Source organism: Pseudomonas sp. REB1044 (assembly GCF_038813925.1).
Classification (GTDB): domain Bacteria; phylum Pseudomonadota; class Gammaproteobacteria; order Pseudomonadales; family Pseudomonadaceae; genus Aquipseudomonas; species Aquipseudomonas boreofloridensis.
This window is the reverse complement of record NZ_CP046139.1, coordinates 1623567-1637916: the sequence shown is the minus strand read 5'-3', so window position 1 is coordinate 1637916 and position 14350 is coordinate 1623567. Positions and strand designations below refer to the sequence as shown.

General features: G+C 62.2%; 14 protein-coding genes and 2 pseudogenes. 5 read left to right on the top strand and 11 right to left on the bottom strand.

Going from position 1 to position 14350, the window contains the following annotated elements; all coding sequences use genetic code 11:
• Window positions 1–43: 43 nt before the first annotated feature.
• Window positions 44–771 (bottom strand): annotated as a pseudogene (locus GKC70_RS07770) (amidotransferase).
• 534 nt (window positions 772–1305) lie between these two features.
• On the opposite strand from GKC70_RS07770, the gene GKC70_RS07765 reads away from it, so the two are divergent.
• Complete coding sequence (locus GKC70_RS07765) at window positions 1306–2106, top strand: cytochrome c (RefSeq protein WP_342650983.1); 801 nt, start codon at window positions 1306–1308, stop codon at window positions 2104–2106.
• A 31-nt stretch (window positions 2107–2137) separates the two neighbouring features.
• On the opposite strand, the gene GKC70_RS07760 is transcribed toward GKC70_RS07765, so the two are convergent.
• The 4 genes from GKC70_RS07760 to GKC70_RS07745 all read right to left on the bottom strand — a co-directional run bounded on the left by GKC70_RS07760 (window position 2138) and on the right by GKC70_RS07745 (window position 5507).
• Complete coding sequence (locus GKC70_RS07760) at window positions 2138–2470, bottom strand: ribonuclease E inhibitor RraB (RefSeq protein WP_342650982.1); 333 nt, start codon at window positions 2468–2470, stop codon at window positions 2138–2140.
• Window positions 2471–2656: 186 nt separating this feature from the next.
• Window positions 2657–2893, bottom strand: coding sequence for a hypothetical protein (locus GKC70_RS07755; RefSeq protein ID WP_029613755.1), 237 nt, complete (start codon window positions 2891–2893; stop codon window positions 2657–2659).
• A gap of 189 nt (window positions 2894–3082) precedes the next feature.
• Window positions 3083–5161, bottom strand: coding sequence for an LTA synthase family protein (locus GKC70_RS07750; protein ID WP_342650981.1), 2079 nt, complete (start codon window positions 5159–5161; stop codon window positions 3083–3085).
• Between the two features lie 154 nt (window positions 5162–5315).
• Entirely contained in the window at window positions 5316–5507 is a 192-nt protein-coding gene (locus tag GKC70_RS07745) for a PLDc N-terminal domain-containing protein (RefSeq protein WP_039579165.1), read from the bottom strand.
• Between the two features lie 300 nt (window positions 5508–5807).
• On the opposite strand from GKC70_RS07745, the gene GKC70_RS07740 reads away from it, so the two are divergent.
• Window positions 5808–6746 carry a ZIP family metal transporter gene (locus GKC70_RS07740; RefSeq protein ID WP_342650980.1) on the top strand — a complete coding sequence of 313 codons (939 nt, stop codon included), beginning with the start codon at window positions 5808–5810 and terminating at the stop codon, window positions 6744–6746.
• Between the two features lie 45 nt (window positions 6747–6791).
• On the opposite strand, the gene GKC70_RS07735 is transcribed toward GKC70_RS07740, so the two are convergent.
• Both GKC70_RS07735 and GKC70_RS07730 read right to left on the bottom strand, forming a co-directional pair.
• Window positions 6792–7322: a hypothetical protein gene (locus GKC70_RS07735; protein WP_342650979.1), complete on the bottom strand. Its 531-nt coding sequence runs from the start codon at window positions 7320–7322 to the stop codon at window positions 6792–6794.
• Between the two features lie 53 nt (window positions 7323–7375).
• Window positions 7376–7897 (bottom strand): ankyrin repeat domain-containing protein, encoded by a 522-nt coding sequence (locus GKC70_RS07730; protein ID WP_342650978.1) that lies wholly within the window; start codon window positions 7895–7897, stop codon window positions 7376–7378.
• Window positions 7898–8169: 272 nt separating this feature from the next.
• Between GKC70_RS07730 and GKC70_RS07725 the strand changes: the two genes are divergently transcribed.
• On the top strand, window positions 8170–8442 hold the full coding sequence (locus tag GKC70_RS07725; RefSeq protein ID WP_029613749.1) for a DUF3509 domain-containing protein: 273 nt from the start codon (window positions 8170–8172) through the stop codon (window positions 8440–8442).
• An 87-nt stretch (window positions 8443–8529) separates the two neighbouring features.
• Here the strand turns inward: GKC70_RS07725 and GKC70_RS07720 are convergent, their stop codons facing one another.
• From GKC70_RS07720 to aroC, 3 genes are all read right to left on the bottom strand, one after another.
• Window positions 8530–9060, bottom strand: a complete 531-nt coding sequence (locus GKC70_RS07720) for an oxidase (protein ID WP_342650977.1) — start codon at window positions 9058–9060, stop codon at window positions 8530–8532.
• On the bottom strand, window positions 9060–10214 hold the full coding sequence (locus GKC70_RS07715) for an MFS transporter (RefSeq protein WP_342650976.1): 1155 nt from the start codon (window positions 10212–10214) through the stop codon (window positions 9060–9062). The genes GKC70_RS07720 and GKC70_RS07715 overlap by 1 nt, the downstream gene beginning before the upstream one ends.
• 68 nt (window positions 10215–10282) lie before the next feature.
• Window positions 10283–11374, bottom strand: a complete 1092-nt coding sequence (gene aroC, locus GKC70_RS07710; protein WP_039579181.1) for a chorismate synthase — start codon at window positions 11372–11374, stop codon at window positions 10283–10285.
• A gap of 135 nt (window positions 11375–11509) precedes the next feature.
• Here aroC and GKC70_RS07705 point away from each other — a divergent pair, with 135 nt between their 5' ends.
• Complete coding sequence (locus GKC70_RS07705) at window positions 11510–12466, top strand: alpha/beta fold hydrolase (RefSeq protein WP_039579184.1); 957 nt, start codon at window positions 11510–11512, stop codon at window positions 12464–12466.
• Window positions 12467–12577: 111 nt separating this feature from the next.
• Window positions 12578–13360, top strand: coding sequence for a hypothetical protein (locus GKC70_RS07700; protein ID WP_342650975.1), 783 nt, complete (start codon window positions 12578–12580; stop codon window positions 13358–13360).
• 37 nt (window positions 13361–13397) lie between these two features.
• Here GKC70_RS07700 and prmB read toward each other — a convergent pair.
• A pseudogene (gene prmB, locus GKC70_RS07695) lies at window positions 13398–14305 on the bottom strand (50S ribosomal protein L3 N(5)-glutamine methyltransferase).
• Between the last annotated feature and the right edge of the window lie 45 nt (window positions 14306–14350).

The following is a 14350-nucleotide window of genomic DNA, read 5'->3' as shown; positions in this document are numbered from 1 at the left end:
GCCCAATGCGGGCGCTGGCTTCGGTGAGCTTCTTCGTCTGAAGTCAGGCCGCGCTTTGTTTGCGGGGGTGCTGGATGAAGCGCAGCATCCACTCGCCCACCAGGTCACCTTGATGGTCGGTGCTCAGGCTCGCTACGGCCTGGTTGTAGACTTCATCGCCCAAGCGATCCTGACGCGCATCGAGCAATGCACGCGAGTAGTCGTGGACGAATTCCGGATGGCCCTGGAAGCACAGGACCTGGTCACCCACGTGGTAAGCGGCATTGGGGCAGAAATCGCTGGAGGCGATCAGCGTTGCGCCTTCGGGCAGTTGCGTCACCTGGTCCTGGTGGCTGATCAACAGGGTGAGTTCACTGACCTGCGGATCCATCCACGGCGCATGGGCGGCCAGACGGTAGCGGTGGATACCCAGCCCCAGCCGCGATCGGCACGCTCGGCCTTCCCTCCGAGCACCAGCGCCAGCAGTTGATGGCCGAAACAGACGCCCAGTAACTTTTCGCCGCGCTCGTAGAGTTTCAGCAGGTAGGCCTTGAGCGTCTGAATCCAGGCATCGGAACCGAACGAGTCGGCCTTGCTGCCGGTCACAAGATAAGCGTCGAAGGTTTCGCCTTCCGGAGGGTATTCACCGTTCATCACGTTGTAGACGCAGAATTGCGCTGCGATCGGCTGACGCGAGAACAGCTGCTCGAACATCCTTCCATAGCCCTGGTACTGCGCCGTCAACTCCGGTCGCAGGACATCGGTTTCAAGGATGCAGATGCGTAACGACATAGGGATAGTCCTGAACGACAAGGGTAGAAATCAACGCTAGAGACTGACGCGAAAGCCACGTACAAGCAAGAGGTGTGCACTGACGAACGGTAGGGAAGCAACGTTCTCTCAAGGGCTCACTTGAAGGCGTCTAGTCCAAGCATGACAGCGATCTGGCCAATAGCCTCATAATGTCAGGGAATGCTGGCGTCTTACGTTAGAACAAAGGGTTCTGAAACACAGGTGACAATCGCCCTACTTTTGGGTGTAGACACGTGTAACACGGCAGCAACAGGCAAGCAGCAAATGGCGTTGTGCACGCCATCGTGATCGACCCGACGCGACAAGGAAGCCTAGGGTTATTCAGGAATAACAACAAGAAGGCGGTCCGCCATGTTCAGACACTCGAAAGTACGCCAAGCGGGACTCATACTTTTCGCCACCACCTTGCTGCTGATCCTTCCCAACCTGACGCGTTTGTTCGGTTGATGCAAGGCTGGCGCCATCAGGCCGGGCAACGGTAATCTGCCAACCCTCATGGGTTGGAGAAACGTCGTGCGCCACTGTCTGGGCTTGTTCATTTTGCTGATCAGCGCGCCGTTGGCGGCCGCGCAACTGACCCTGGACCTGGGGCAGGTTCAGCGTCAATGGCAGACCGAGCAATTGTTGAAGCACCCCCAGGCTCAAGCGATCGACATTCCAGAGGACGTGGCCTACAAGCGAGGGATGCGCTACCGTGCCGTGCCCTTGGCAAGCCTGCTCGAGGGCGTCGACAAAGACGATCATCTGCAGGCCGTAGCGCTGGATGGATTCGCCGCAGAAATGCCGGCTGGCCCTTTACTGCAACTCGGACCGGCGCGGGCCTGGGTGGCAGTGGAAGACCCGCATCAACCATGGCGCGACCTGAAACCAGGCAAGCCAAGTGCAGGTCCCTTCTATCTGGTGTGGACTGATCCAGCTGCCAGCGCCATTCGCCCTGAACAATGGCCCTATCAGATAGCCAGCATCCGTCGGCTGGCGCCCGTCTCCGAGCGCTTCCCTGCCCTGCTTCCTGCGGCTGAACTGTCGGCCGAAGACCCTGTGCGGCAGGGTTTTGCGCTGTTTCAGCAAAACTGCCTGGCCTGCCACCGCCTCAACGGCGCAGGCGACGCGCAGTTCGGCCCGGACCTCAATGTGCCGCACAACCCCACTGAATACTTCCAGCCCGGCTATTTGCGCCAATACTTGCGTGACCCACAGAGCCTCAGGCACTGGCCGCAGGCGCGCATGCCTGGATTCCCGGAAACGGTATTGAGTGATCAGGAACTGGACGCGCTGATCGGCTATCTGGCGCATATGGCCGGACGTCGACGCTGAGCGATGAGGGGGCCAATCCATGGCCCGCCGTTCAGGCTACACAGCGTTCCTGCCGAACGCCCCAGCCCTCGACTTCGCCGCCCAAGGGCGAAATCACCGCCTCGAAGGCTTGCTCGAACGCCCCGATACCACGATGGGTGGCGAACATTACTTTGCTCAGTTCCAGGTGCCAGGCTCCATCGTCACGCTCATGCACCTGGGCATTGATCGACTCCCCGCGAAACTGTCCGGCAGCCTGACGCGCACCGTCCTCGTCCGGGAAGATGGCATAGAACTCGATGGGATGAATCTGGGTGAAGTCGAACCCGCCCGCCTTCATCTGGCGGAGTACGCTGCTGCTGATGTCATCGTTCTGGCTGCTCATGAATCGTCCTCCTGAAAAACCAAGGGATAGACTTTCCGTGCATTGACGCGCCCGCGCGGGCGCGCAGGTTAGGTGACTGGCAGTTCGAGCTGATGCAGCGGTGGAGGTGATAGGCACCGACTCGATGTGAACCGGCGCCTGTGTGCAGAGTAGTACGTCGTGCGGTGCCCAGCCAGGGCGTTGTGATCAGGACGCTTCGAGAATCGTGTGAATGGTCACCCCATGCTGTTCCTTGAGCAGCTCGAGCGTTGGGGTGGGATTACGGTCCTCGAAATCATTGAGGTCGAGCCGCTTCGTCACAGGGAACCATTTTGAAAGAATCTCGTGCGCCGCAGCCTCGAAGCTAGGCTCGCGCTCGCTGGCAAAACGCAAACTCTGCTTCACACCTTTCTGGTCGAGAAAGATGACTTCCCATTCTTTCATTGATAGATCCTCGCTCGAAGCACAACGTGGGTGACATCTGTTAATAGCTGACCATGGGGCTAGGGCGTTGTTCAGAAAGGCTGGCGCTGTGGCATGAAGATTTTTTCAGGATCCACTACGCCCCTATGAGCCTGGGTGGCAAATGAAAAGCCCGCCGATAAACGGCGGGCTCGATGATACCGCTGGCAATTACTGCGGCTTGCCGTGAACCACGCCAGCCGTGTTGTCCAGCAGGCTCTTGGTGGCCGTCTGGATGAAGGCTTCGAGCTTCTGGAGCATCTCCGGCTGGTCCGGGCTTTCGATCAGCTCGGCCTTGAATTCGCGACCCAGCTGATAGCGATACATGCGCGGGGACATGTCCTTGGACTCGATGAGCAAGCGATCGCCCTGCACCAGCCCCACTATCTGCTCGCTGCCCGAGGGTTTGATCATGCCCACGCCTTGATCGCCAGCGGGCAGGTTCAGCAGGTCACGGCCCCAGCACTGATGGCGGGTTTCGCCACCCAGGCGGCCCATGATGGTCGGTACGATGTCGACCTGAGTGCCGACCGTGTGACTGACCGCACCGAACTTCTCCTGGATACCCGGCGCGATCAACAGCAACGGCACGTTGAAACGACCCAGGTCGAACTCGGTGATCTGCTGGTTGTTGCCGAAACCGTGGTCGCCGACGATCACGAACAGAGTGTCCTTGAAGTACGGCTCCTTGCGCGCCTTCTCGAAGAACTGGCCAAGTGCCCAGTCGGAGTAGCGCATGGCAGTCAGGTGCTCGTCCAGACGTCCCTGGCCAGTGACCTTTTCCACCGGCAGGTCTGCCGGCAAGGCATACGGAGTGTGGTTGGAAAGCGTCTGTAGCAGGGCGTAGAACGGCTTCTTGCCGTAATTGTGCGACAGCTCCTGATTGGCGCGATCGAACATGTCCTGGTCGGACACACCCCACGTCGGGTCGGAGAACACCGGGTTGACGAAGTCGTTGCGGCCGATGAAGGTGGTCATGCCCTGGTTGCCGAAGAAACCGGACTGGTTGTCCCAGGCGAAATCGCCGTTGTAGACGTAGACATCGTCATAGTCGCGGGCACTGAGCAGCGCCGGCAGACCGGACAGCTTGTGCCCGCCTTCAGGCGTCTGCATCAGGTACTCGAAGCCCGGCAGGTTGGGGAAGCACGCCATGGTGGCGAACATGCCCTGATGGGTGTGGGTGCCATTGGAGAAGAAGCGGTCGAACAACAACCCCTCCTTGGCCAGCTTGTCGAAATACGGTGTGATGTTGTTCGGACTGCCCAGCGCGCCGACGGAGTGGCCGGCGAAGCTCTCCATCAGGATCACGACCACGTTCTTGATCGGCAAGGTGTTCTCGGCCGGCGGCCGGAAATCGCGGCGCACGGCCGCCTGGTCGGCATCGACCAGCGTGTCGTTGGGCGTCAGCAGCATGTTGCGCACGGTCTGCTGGGCCACCTGGGTGTCCAGGACCGGCTTCCAGATATTGGCGCGGTCCTCCCCGTAACGGCTCTTCGCCGCATCGATCAATGTCAGGGTGCCATTGAGGCCCAACTGGTTGACGAAGTTCGAGTCGGTGGTGAACGCATCGCCCCAGCGCATCGGCGGGCCTTGACGCAGCGTGCCGCGTGCCGCGACCACCGCCACCAGCAGCAGTACCATGAACACGGCCAGACGCCCGTACCAGGGTGCCACGCGACGCGCTCCGGCCACCTGCGCCGTGCTGCCGCTGCCTCGGGTGAGGCGGTCGATACCTTTGAACAGCAAGCTCAGCAGCCAGGTGCCGAACAGCCAGGCCAACAGGTAGCGCACCACCGGGAAGCCGTACCAGAGCATGCTCATGACGGTCTTGGGGTCTTCCTGGATGTACTGGAAGACCAGACCGTTCAGGCGCTGGTGGAACTCACGGTAGAAGTCCAGCTCCATCAGGCCGAGGAACATCACCACACTGGAACTGACCGTCAGCCAGAAACGGAACAGCCCGCGGCGTGCCATGGCCCATGGGCTGAGGGTCGCCAGCAGCAGCGGAATGCTCAGGTACACCACGACCCGCAGGTCGAAGCGCAAGCCGTTGACGAAGCCTTCGGCAACCGTAGCCGCCGGGGTATCACCGATCAGGTCGCTGTTGTAGATCAGCAGCGCCAGGCGCACCAGGCTGAGCATCAGCATGATCAGCAGACCACTGAGCAAGGTGTAGGCAAGGTGCGATTTGACGGTCGGTGCGAACGGTGCCGACGTGGCCCGTGGCTTCAAGGCATCCGAATTGGCCATGAATGGGAGGATCCTAGGGTTTCAGGGAGTGGGAGAAGGCACTGGCGCGCCTTTTTCAGGCCCGTGCCGGTCGATTGCCGGCAGGGACGCATACAGTAAACGTGCGGCGCGGAGTTTGGTGAATCCCGTGTGAAAATTTTGTCACGACGAACGGTCACAGCCGCACGTTACCGCGCGGTCCGGCAATCGCCCAGATGATCAGTCCCAAGACCGGCAACAATACAATCAGCAGAATCCACAGGATCTTGATCCCGACCTCGCTCGAGCTTTTCAGCACGTTGACGATCGCCCAGATATCCAGGGCCAGAATGATGAGGCCAACGAGGCCATTGAAGGTTGAACCCATATGGCAACTCCCAGTGTGACGTCGTTAGTCTCTGTCTGAAAAGTCTTGATACTCGGTGATGCTGCGTTGAAAACCGCCTGGATCGCCAGCCCGGTCGGAATGCTCATTTACAGCTCGTAAAGTCGAGCGCGACTCCGACCGTTCCTCGGCGGTTTTCGCCTTGCCTGACCTTCGTCTCAAGACTTTTCAAACAGAGCCTAGGGCTGAGCATAGTCGGCTATTACCCCATAGAAGGGAATCCTTGGCCCGCGCCACGGGTCACTGGATAGACTGCCGCCATTCATCGTCGCAGAGGTCTGCATGCCCCCAGTTCACATCCACGGCTCCTCACCCTCCTCGTTTCTGGATGCCTGGCGCCAGCAGGCGCTGAACACGCCCTGGCTGAGCGCCGGCCTGGGGCTGAGCCTGTTGGCGATCATCCTGCTGCTGCTGGCCAGCTTGTGGAATGCGGTTAATGGCGATCACTCGCAGAACCTGCACCTGGCGGCACTGGGCGGTCTATCGGGCTTTGCCGCGACGGCGCTGGGCGCGATCCTGGCCGTGGTGCTGCGCGACGTCAGCGCCCGCAGCCAGGACGTGATGCTGGGCTTTGCCGCCGGCATGATGCTCGCCGCCAGTTCGTTTTCCCTGATTCTGCCCGGGCTGGATGCTGCTCGGGCGATCACCGGCAACGGCCCGGCCGCTGCCGCTGTGGTGGTGCTGGGCATGGGCCTGGGGGTCCTGCTGATGCTCGGCCTGGACCGCTTCACCCCCCATGAGCACGAAAGCACTGGGCCTTGCGGCCCGGACGCCGAGCGGGTGAGCCGGGTATGGCTGTTCGTACTGGCGATCACGCTGCACAACTTGCCCGAAGGCATGGCCATCGGTGTGAGCTTCACCAATGGCGACATGAGCATCGGCTTGCCACTGACCAGCGCCATCGCCATTCAGGACATCCCGGAGGGTCTGGCGGTGGCCATGGCACTGCGCGCCACGGGGCTGTCGAATTTCAAGGCTGCGCTTGTGGCCATCGGCTCGGGACTCATGGAGCCGCTGGGCGCGGTGATTGGCCTGGGCATCTCCACCGGCTTTGCCCTCGCCTACCCCATCAGCATGGGCCTGGCGGCTGGCGCGATGATCTTCGTGGTGTCCCATGAAGTCATCCCCGAAACCCATCGCAACGGTCACCAGACCTCCGCAACCCTGGGTCTGATGGGCGGTTTCGCAGTGATGATGTTTCTCGACACGGCCCTGGGCTGACGCGTCGGCACGCCCTCTCACCCGCTCAAGGCACTGACTCGCGCCTCAGACGTGAACAGCGGCCTTGAGCGCCTCCAGCGCTGGCTCCACCTTGATACCCAATGCCTGACCCAACTCCAGCACCCGCGGCAGGTCATGTTGACCGACCATCACCATCTGCAATTCGTCATCGAGCAGTTGGCTGAAGTCGAGCAGCACATAGCCGCCCGCCTCCTTGTTCAGCGCACTCATCTGAACCTGAATGCGGTTGAGCGCTGTCAGCGGTTCGGTGCGCGCCAACTGCTTGGGCTTGAGGGTCAATGGCACGCTCTTGTCGAAGGAATCACTGATGGCCTGAAACAGCCCTTGGTAGGTATCGGCTTGAAACACCACGGTATCCGGGAGACTGCCGAGCACCACCCATTCGCCGAGCGGGATCGGGAAGCTGTCGTCGTAATTGATGTCGGGATTGGCTGCAAGAAAAGCCGCCGGATCGGCGTAGGCCTGGGCGGCTTCGTCAGCGATTCGCTCGATGTCAGCCTCCGGGATGCAGCCGGCGCCAATGAGACTGATGAATTCGAGCAACTGGGTTTTCATGGAGGGCCTGCTTGGCGAAGGGCAAAAAGGCGCCAAGGATACCCGCCGCGCCCTCAGCCGGCCAGGGCCTGGAGCCGAGCGGCAGCGTCGCTGGCGCCCATGGTTTGCGCAGCCACCAAGGCCGTGGCACCCCGCGCGTCCCGATGAGCCGGATCGGCACCCTGGGCGAGCAGGTAGTCGAGAATCTCGCTGCGGTTGAACATGGCCGCCAGCATCAGCGCGGTGCGGCCATCCTGGGCGGCGGCATCGACTGGCACGCCATGCTCGACCAACAGGCGAATCATCGGCAGGTCGCCTTTGAAGGCCGCCCCGGCGATAGGCAACTGACCATTGTCATTGGCGATCAGGGGATCGGCACCGTGGTTCAACAGCACCTGCACCGCCGCATGGTGGCCGTGATAGCTGGCCAGCATCAGCAAGGTGTCACCCTTGTGGTTACGCAAGTTGGCAGGCAATCCACCTTCGAGCAGCCGCTCGATCATCACCGCATCGCCCTGACGGGCGCGCTCGAATACCTCTGCAGCGAACGCAGCGGTTTCATCTTCAGTCATGGTGACGGGCTGTGAATCGGACATCTGCAACCTCCTGGCAAAAAATGATGGCCTGATTCTGCTTCAGGCCTCAGGCGCAGGACAAAGGTTCAGATTCTATCGACGTCAAAGACAGCGGCTATGACCTTGCAAAATGCACTGTGCAAATTGCACGACCATGCACAATGCATGGAAGGCTTTATGCAAATCATTAATAAGTCATTGATTTTAAAGGAAAATAACAAAGTTCGAATCCTGGCACGGTGACTGCAATCATTACTCCACGATTGCCAACGCTTACACATCAGGAGTTGCTAATGGACCTTATCCAGGAAAAATTCGTCTCGGTCTTTTCCGCTTACCAGGTCGACACCAAGTCCCGCCCGGACGGTGGCATCCTGCTGACGCTGCGCGCTGCTGACGGTACCGTCACCCGCCGCGTGCTCTCTTACGCACAACTGCACAGCGCCGAGCAACTGTCCTGGGCCATCAGCGCCATCCGCCGCGATCTGGCCGAGCAGGCAAGCGAATTGCCCGTCATTTCCATGCTGCAAAGCCAACAACGCTTCGCCCTGCCAACCTACCGTTGAGCGTGGCCACCAGGTTCGCGAGGCACTCCTGCTCCCACGAAGGGACTGCGCTGGAGCAGGAGTACCCCGCGATCGTTGCGTGGAGCGTTAGAGCTCAGCCATACCAGGAAGTTCGCGGCACAAATTATCCCCTGTGAATTTCGCGGGCTGACCGTTTCCGGTCAGGCGCAGTGCCAGGCAGAACGGCCTGTCACCCAGGTCGATCCAGCGCCGTATTTCGGCTGGCACGTGCAGAATATCGCCCCTCTCGCACAATACTGCGAACACCTGATCGCCTACCCGCAGGCTGACCTGAGCACGCCCCGCCATCACGGCAAACACCTCAAGCGCGTCGTGAACGTGCTCCTCGCGCCAGCCGCCGGCGTCCGGCAATTCTTCCTTACAATCGAGCAACGTCCATGATGTGGCGCCATGCTCAGCCATTAGCCCATCGATCCACTCACCCGCCTCGTCGCTAATCTGTTGCTGGGCATTACCTGGCCGGATAGACCACGGAAGACTCTGGTGGGCGAACCGCACGCCATGTTCGGCCAACGTTGCAACGATGTCGTCGTGGTGGGTCAGCACCTTGTACGGCAGCTGTGGGCTGCTGCACTGGAAAACGCTGAGAATGCTCATCAGGGGCTGCTCCTGCTCGGTGGACAATGGCGGGCAATGATAACGGCTGCGGCCAGCGCCGCGAGGCTGGCCATACCAAAGGTGAATGACGGGCCCAGGCCGCTCCAGGCATAACCGGAGAACAGTGCACCCAACGCGCCGCCGGTTCCGGACAGCGCAGCGTACAACGCCTGCCCTTGCCCCTGTTGCCGCGCCCCGAAGCTGGACTGGACGAAGGCGATGGCCGCGGCATGAAAGCAACCAAAGGTCGCCGCGTGCAGCAATTGCGCGAAAATCAGCACGGCCGGCACTTCGGCCAGGCTGCCCAATAGCAGCCAGCGCAGTGTGGCAAGCAGGAAGCTCACCAGCAGCACAGCGCTTATGCTCGAGCGCGCGAACACCCGGCTCATCAACAGGAACATCAGCACCTCGGCCACCACCCCCAGCGCCCACAGCAGGCCGATGGCGCCACGGCTGTAGCCCAAGTGCTCCAGATGCAGGGTGAGGAACGTGTAGTAAGGCCCATGACTGAGTTGCATCAGTGCCACGCACCCATAGAACGCCAACACGCCCGGAGCCCGCAGTTGCGCCAGTAAGCCTTCACCAGCAGGTCTCGCTGCGTGCTCCGCCGGCTGCGCATTGGGTACCCAGAGGCTGGCGACGAGGATGGCGGCCATGATGCCCACCACCGCCAGCGGATAGATATCCAGGCTCAACCACTCGAACAACCGTCCCAGGCCCACGACAGCGAGAATGAAGCCGATCGAACCCCACAGCCTGACCTGGCTGTAGCGCGAGGTCTGGCCATGCAGGTGAGCCAGGGTGATCACCTCGAATTGCGGCAACACGGCATGCCAGAAAAACGCATGCAAGGCCATGACCAGCGCCAGCCAGGCGTAGCTCTTGGCGAAGAAGATCAGCGAAAACGCACCCAGCGTGCACAGTGCGCCCAGGCGCACGATCAACAGCCGGCGACCGCTGCGATCACCCAGCCACCCCCACAAGTTCGGGGCCACGCAGCGCATGAGCATGGGAATGGCCACCAGCTCGCCGATGCGTGCCGGAGCAAACCCCAGATGATCGAAGTACAGGGCCAGGAACGGCGCAGTGGCGCCCAACAGGGCGAAGTAGCTGAGGTAAAAGCTGGACAGGCGCCAGTAGGGAATGGAAGACATGGGTGGACCAGGGAATAACCTGCGCCGACTCTGTCACACCGGGGTGCGACAGAGCCGCAGCGGGTAGATCAGCGCAGACCGAGTACCGGCGTGGTCACCTTCACATCGGCGTTCTGCGCGCGGTGGCGCAGCAGGTGATCCATCAAGGCGATCGCCATCATGGCCTCGGCGATGGGCGTGGCCCGAATGCCCACGCAGGGATCATGACGGCCCTTGGTCACCACCTCCACCGCATTGCCATCGACATCGATGGAGCGTCCGGGAATGGTGATGCTGGAGGTCGGCTTGAGCGCCAGATGGGCCACGATCGGCTGACCCGAAGAAATGCCGCCAAGAATGCCGCCCGCGTTGTTGCTGAGGAAGCCCTCGGGCGTCATCTCGTCGCGGTGCTCGCTGCCCCGCTGGGCAATGCTGGCGAAACCGGCGCCGATCTCGACGCCTTTCACCGCATTGATGCTCATCAGGGCGTGGGCCAACTCGGCATCCAGACGGTCGAATATCGGCTCGCCAAGGCCAGGCATCACCCCTTCGGCGACCACGGTGATCTTGGCACCGACCGAGTCCTGGTCGCGGCGCAACTGGTCCATGTAGGCCTCCAGTTCCGGCACCTTGTCCGGGTCCGGGCAGAAGAACGCGTTCTGCTCGACACTGTCCCAGGTCTTGAACGGAATCGCGATCGGACCCAACTGGCTCATGTAGCCGCGCACGCGAATACCCTGGGTCGCCAGGAATTTCTTGGCGATGGCACCGGCCGCCACGCGCATGGCGGTTTCGCGCGCCGAGCTGCGGCCACCGCCGCGATAGTCGCGCTCACCGTACTTGTGGTGATAGGTGTAGTCGGCGTGGGCCGGGCGGAACAGATCCTTGATCGCCGAGTAGTCCTTGGACTTCTGATCAGTGTTGCGGATCAGCAGGCCGATCGAGCAACCGGTGGTGCGCCCCTCGAACACCCCGGAAAGAATCTCGACTTCGTCGGCCTCCTGACGCTGGGTGGTGTGGCGGCTGGTGCCGGGCTTGCGCCGATCCAGGTCATGTTGCAGGTCGGCCAGGGTGATGTCCAGACCGGGCGGGCAGCCGTCGACTATGGCGACCAGCGCGGGACCATGGCTCTCGCCTGCGGTGGTGACGGTGAACAGCTTGCCGTAGGTATTGCCGGACATGGACGCTCCGCGAAATCAGCCTGAACTTGAGAAGGTCGCCAGTATACGGAAAGCCGCGCCCCTGCGACAAAAAACCCGAGAACCTTCGCTTGGCCCCCCGGTCAAAGCGAGCATCTCCCCACGCAGTATTCGCCGATGCGCTTCGTCGCCCTGTTCCTGCTGTTCTGCACCGGCCTTGCCCAGGCCAGCGCCGCCACCGTCATCAAACGCCCCATCGACCTGGACACCGGCACTGGCGTGCTGCATGGCAGCCTGCTGCTGCCCCAGCAGGACACGCCCGTGCCGGTGGCCTTGATCATTTCCGGGTCCGGCCCCACCGACCGCGACGGCAACAACCCCGCCTCGGGACGCATCGACAACCTCAAGCGCTTGGCGCAACTGCTCGCCAGCCAAGGCATCGCCAGCGTGCGCTACGACAAGCGCGGCGTCGCGACCAGCCGCCCTGCCGCGCCGGACGAGCGCGATCTGAGCGTGGAGGGCTATGTCGCCGACGTGGTGGCCTGGGCACATCTGCTGCAGTCCGACCCGCGCTTCGGACCGCTCATTCTGATTGGCCACAGCGAAGGCGCGCTGATCGCCAGCCTCGCCGCGCCACAAGCCGATGCCCGCGCCGTGATCACCCTGGCCGGCAGCGGACGCCCCATCGCCGACGTGTTGCGCGAGCAGCTCGCCCAGCGCCTGTCACCGGCGCAACTGGCCCGCGGCAATCGCCTGCTCGATCGCCTGCAGGCCGGGCAGACCAGCCTGGACGTGCCGGCGCCTTTGCGCGAAGTGTTCCGCCCGACGGTGCAACCCTACTTGATCTCGTTGTTCCGCCAGGATCCCGCCCAAGCGTTCGCTCAGTTGCAGGTGCCGGCGCTGATCGTGCAGGGGCGTAACGACGTGCAGGTCGAGGTCGAAGACGCCGAACGCCTCAAGGCGGCGAAACCCGATGCGCAACTGGTATTGATCGACGGCATGAACCACATGCTGCGCATCAGTCCCAAGGCCATGAGCGCGCAGCGCGACAGCTACAGCAACCCTGACCTGCCCCTGGCCCGTGAGCTGGGCGAACGCATCGTCGCGTTCATCAAGCAGTTGCAGTCGGCCTGATCGATACCCTCCTCAGGTCTTGCCCCGCCCTGCCGATAACGCAGGGCAACAGGCGGTGAAACCGGGCCAGGCGCTTGGCTGTCACCGACCCACGCAATCGAGGATGGCCTGATGACCGATACTCCCGCCACCGAGGCGACCGAACAACAACCGCCCGAAAGCCCCCCGCTGCCCTGGGCGGACCTGACCGCCGAGCACTTCCAGTTGCTGCGCCTGGCGCCGCTGCCCACCGACCGCAGCACCGGCGCGCGACCGCTGCGCTTCGTCCAACTGGGCTATGCCGAACGGCATGACAAGGCCAACAGCCTGTTGCGCCTGGAAATTCTGCTGCCCGCGCAGAAGGTGCGCAAGGAACAGAATCGACTGGACGTGCGCGTCGACCATGAGCAGCACCTGGTGCGCATCGGCGATCCGGCCGGCCTGCAACTCGAGCCGCTCAATCGTGGTCTGGGCCGGTACTTGCTGACCCAGGCCATACAGTGGCTGCAACGCAAGTGGTCGCACTATCGCGTCGAAGGCATGGCATTGCCGAACAAGGATGCCCTCAACGAGGACTCCCGCTTGCGTCGCGACCATGTGTTGCGCAGCGTTGGCATCGAGGTGGAATACGCCGATGGCCAGACGCTCAAGGCGCGTACCGTGGAAACGTCCGTGGGCCAGCTCAAGGGCGGCTGGAGCAACGACAAGCTGCAGCGCGTCGACATGCTCGAGGCTGCAACCTTGCTGCAACAGGCCGATCAGAAACTGCATGAGAAAGACGTGCAACTGCGCGAGCGTGACGAGCGTGTGGCCAAGTATCGCCGCGAGGACAGCGGGCTGCGCTTCACCATTACCTGCCTGGTGGCTTTTGCAGTCTTTCAGGCAGGCCTGCTGATCTGGATCGCCACACGCTGAATGTGCCTGGCGGGCCACACGCCCGCCAGGCCTGGTCCTAGACCCGCGAGACGAACAGTTCCTGATGGTTGCGGCACTGCTGCGCCGTGAGCATGAACACGCCATGGCCACCACGCTCGAAGTCCAGCCAGGTGAAATCCACTTCCGGGTACAGGGTTTCGACATGCACCTGGCTGTTGCCCACTTCGACGATCAGCAAGCCCTTTTCCGTCAAGTGATCGGCCGCCTCGGCGAGCATGCGCCGTACCAGGTCCAGCCCATCGTTGCCGCACGCCAGGCCCAACTCCGGTTCGTGCTGGTATTCGGCGGGCATGTCGGCGAAATCCTCGGCATCCACATACGGCGGATTGGACAGGATCAGGTCGAAGCGCTGCCCCGGCAGGCCGGCGAAGCCATCGCCCTGCACCGTGAAGACACGCTGCTCCAGGCCATGACGCTCGATGTTGCGGTTGGCCACTTCCAAGGCGTCGAACGACAGGTCGGCCAGTACCACCTCGGCGTCCTGGAAGACGTCAGCCGCGACGATGCCGATGCAGCCGGACCCCGTGCACAGGTCGAGAATGCGCGCCGGCTCACTGACCAGCCAGGGCTCGAAGCGCTTCTCGATCAGTTCGCCAATCGGTGAGCGCGGCACCAGTACGCGTTCGTCGACGATGAACGACATGCCGCAGAACCAGGCTTCGCCCAGCAGGTAAGCGGTGGGCACACGTTCTTCGATGCGGCGCTTGAGCAGGTGCTGCAGACGCACGCGCTCGTCATCTTCCAACTGGCAGTCCAGGTAGCTGTCAGCCATCTGCCAGGGCAGATGCACGGCCCCAGCACCAGCAGGCGGGCCTCGTCCCAGGCGTTGTCGGCACCATGGCCGAAGAACAGCTCATGCTCATGGAAACGGCTGACAGCCCAGCGAATATGGTCGCGCAGGGTGCGCAGGCGGGAAGTGATCACAAAGTACTCCTTTTCAGACTGTGCAAAAGTCTACCAGTCCACTGG

What these genes read in the sequence shown, in the direction of transcription:
- GKC70_RS07745 (WP_039579165.1), bottom strand. Translation starts at nt 5,507, where the DNA reads ATGGGTTCAACCTTCAATGGCCTCGTTGGCCTCATCATTCTGGCCCTG.
- GKC70_RS07725 (WP_029613749.1), top strand. Translation starts at nt 8,170, where the DNA reads ATGGACCTTATCCAGGAAAAATTCGTCTCGGTCTTTTCCGCTTACCAG.
- GKC70_RS07700 (WP_342650975.1), top strand. Translation starts at nt 12,578, where the DNA reads ATGACCGATACTCCCGCCACCGAGGCGACCGAACAACAACCGCCCGAA.
- GKC70_RS07750 (WP_342650981.1), bottom strand. Translation starts at nt 5,161, where the DNA reads ATGGCCAATTCGGATGCCTTGAAGCCACGGGCCACGTCGGCACCGTTC.
- GKC70_RS07715 (WP_342650976.1), bottom strand. Translation starts at nt 10,214, where the DNA reads ATGTCTTCCATTCCCTACTGGCGCCTGTCCAGCTTTTACCTCAGCTAC.
- aroC (WP_039579181.1), bottom strand. Translation starts at nt 11,374, where the DNA reads ATGTCCGGCAATACCTACGGCAAGCTGTTCACCGTCACCACCGCAGGC.
- GKC70_RS07760 (WP_342650982.1), bottom strand. Translation starts at nt 2,470, where the DNA reads ATGAGCAGCCAGAACGATGACATCAGCAGCAGCGTACTCCGCCAGATG.
- GKC70_RS07755 (WP_029613755.1), bottom strand. Translation starts at nt 2,893, where the DNA reads ATGAAAGAATGGGAAGTCATCTTTCTCGACCAGAAAGGTGTGAAGCAG.
- GKC70_RS07720 (WP_342650977.1), bottom strand. Translation starts at nt 9,060, where the DNA reads ATGAGCATTCTCAGCGTTTTCCAGTGCAGCAGCCCACAGCTGCCGTAC.
- GKC70_RS07705 (WP_039579184.1), top strand. Translation starts at nt 11,510, where the DNA reads ATGCGCTTCGTCGCCCTGTTCCTGCTGTTCTGCACCGGCCTTGCCCAG.
- GKC70_RS07730 (WP_342650978.1), bottom strand. Translation starts at nt 7,897, where the DNA reads ATGTCCGATTCACAGCCCGTCACCATGACTGAAGATGAAACCGCTGCG.
- GKC70_RS07740 (WP_342650980.1), top strand. Translation starts at nt 5,808, where the DNA reads ATGCCCCCAGTTCACATCCACGGCTCCTCACCCTCCTCGTTTCTGGAT.
- GKC70_RS07735 (WP_342650979.1), bottom strand. Translation starts at nt 7,322, where the DNA reads ATGAAAACCCAGTTGCTCGAATTCATCAGTCTCATTGGCGCCGGCTGC.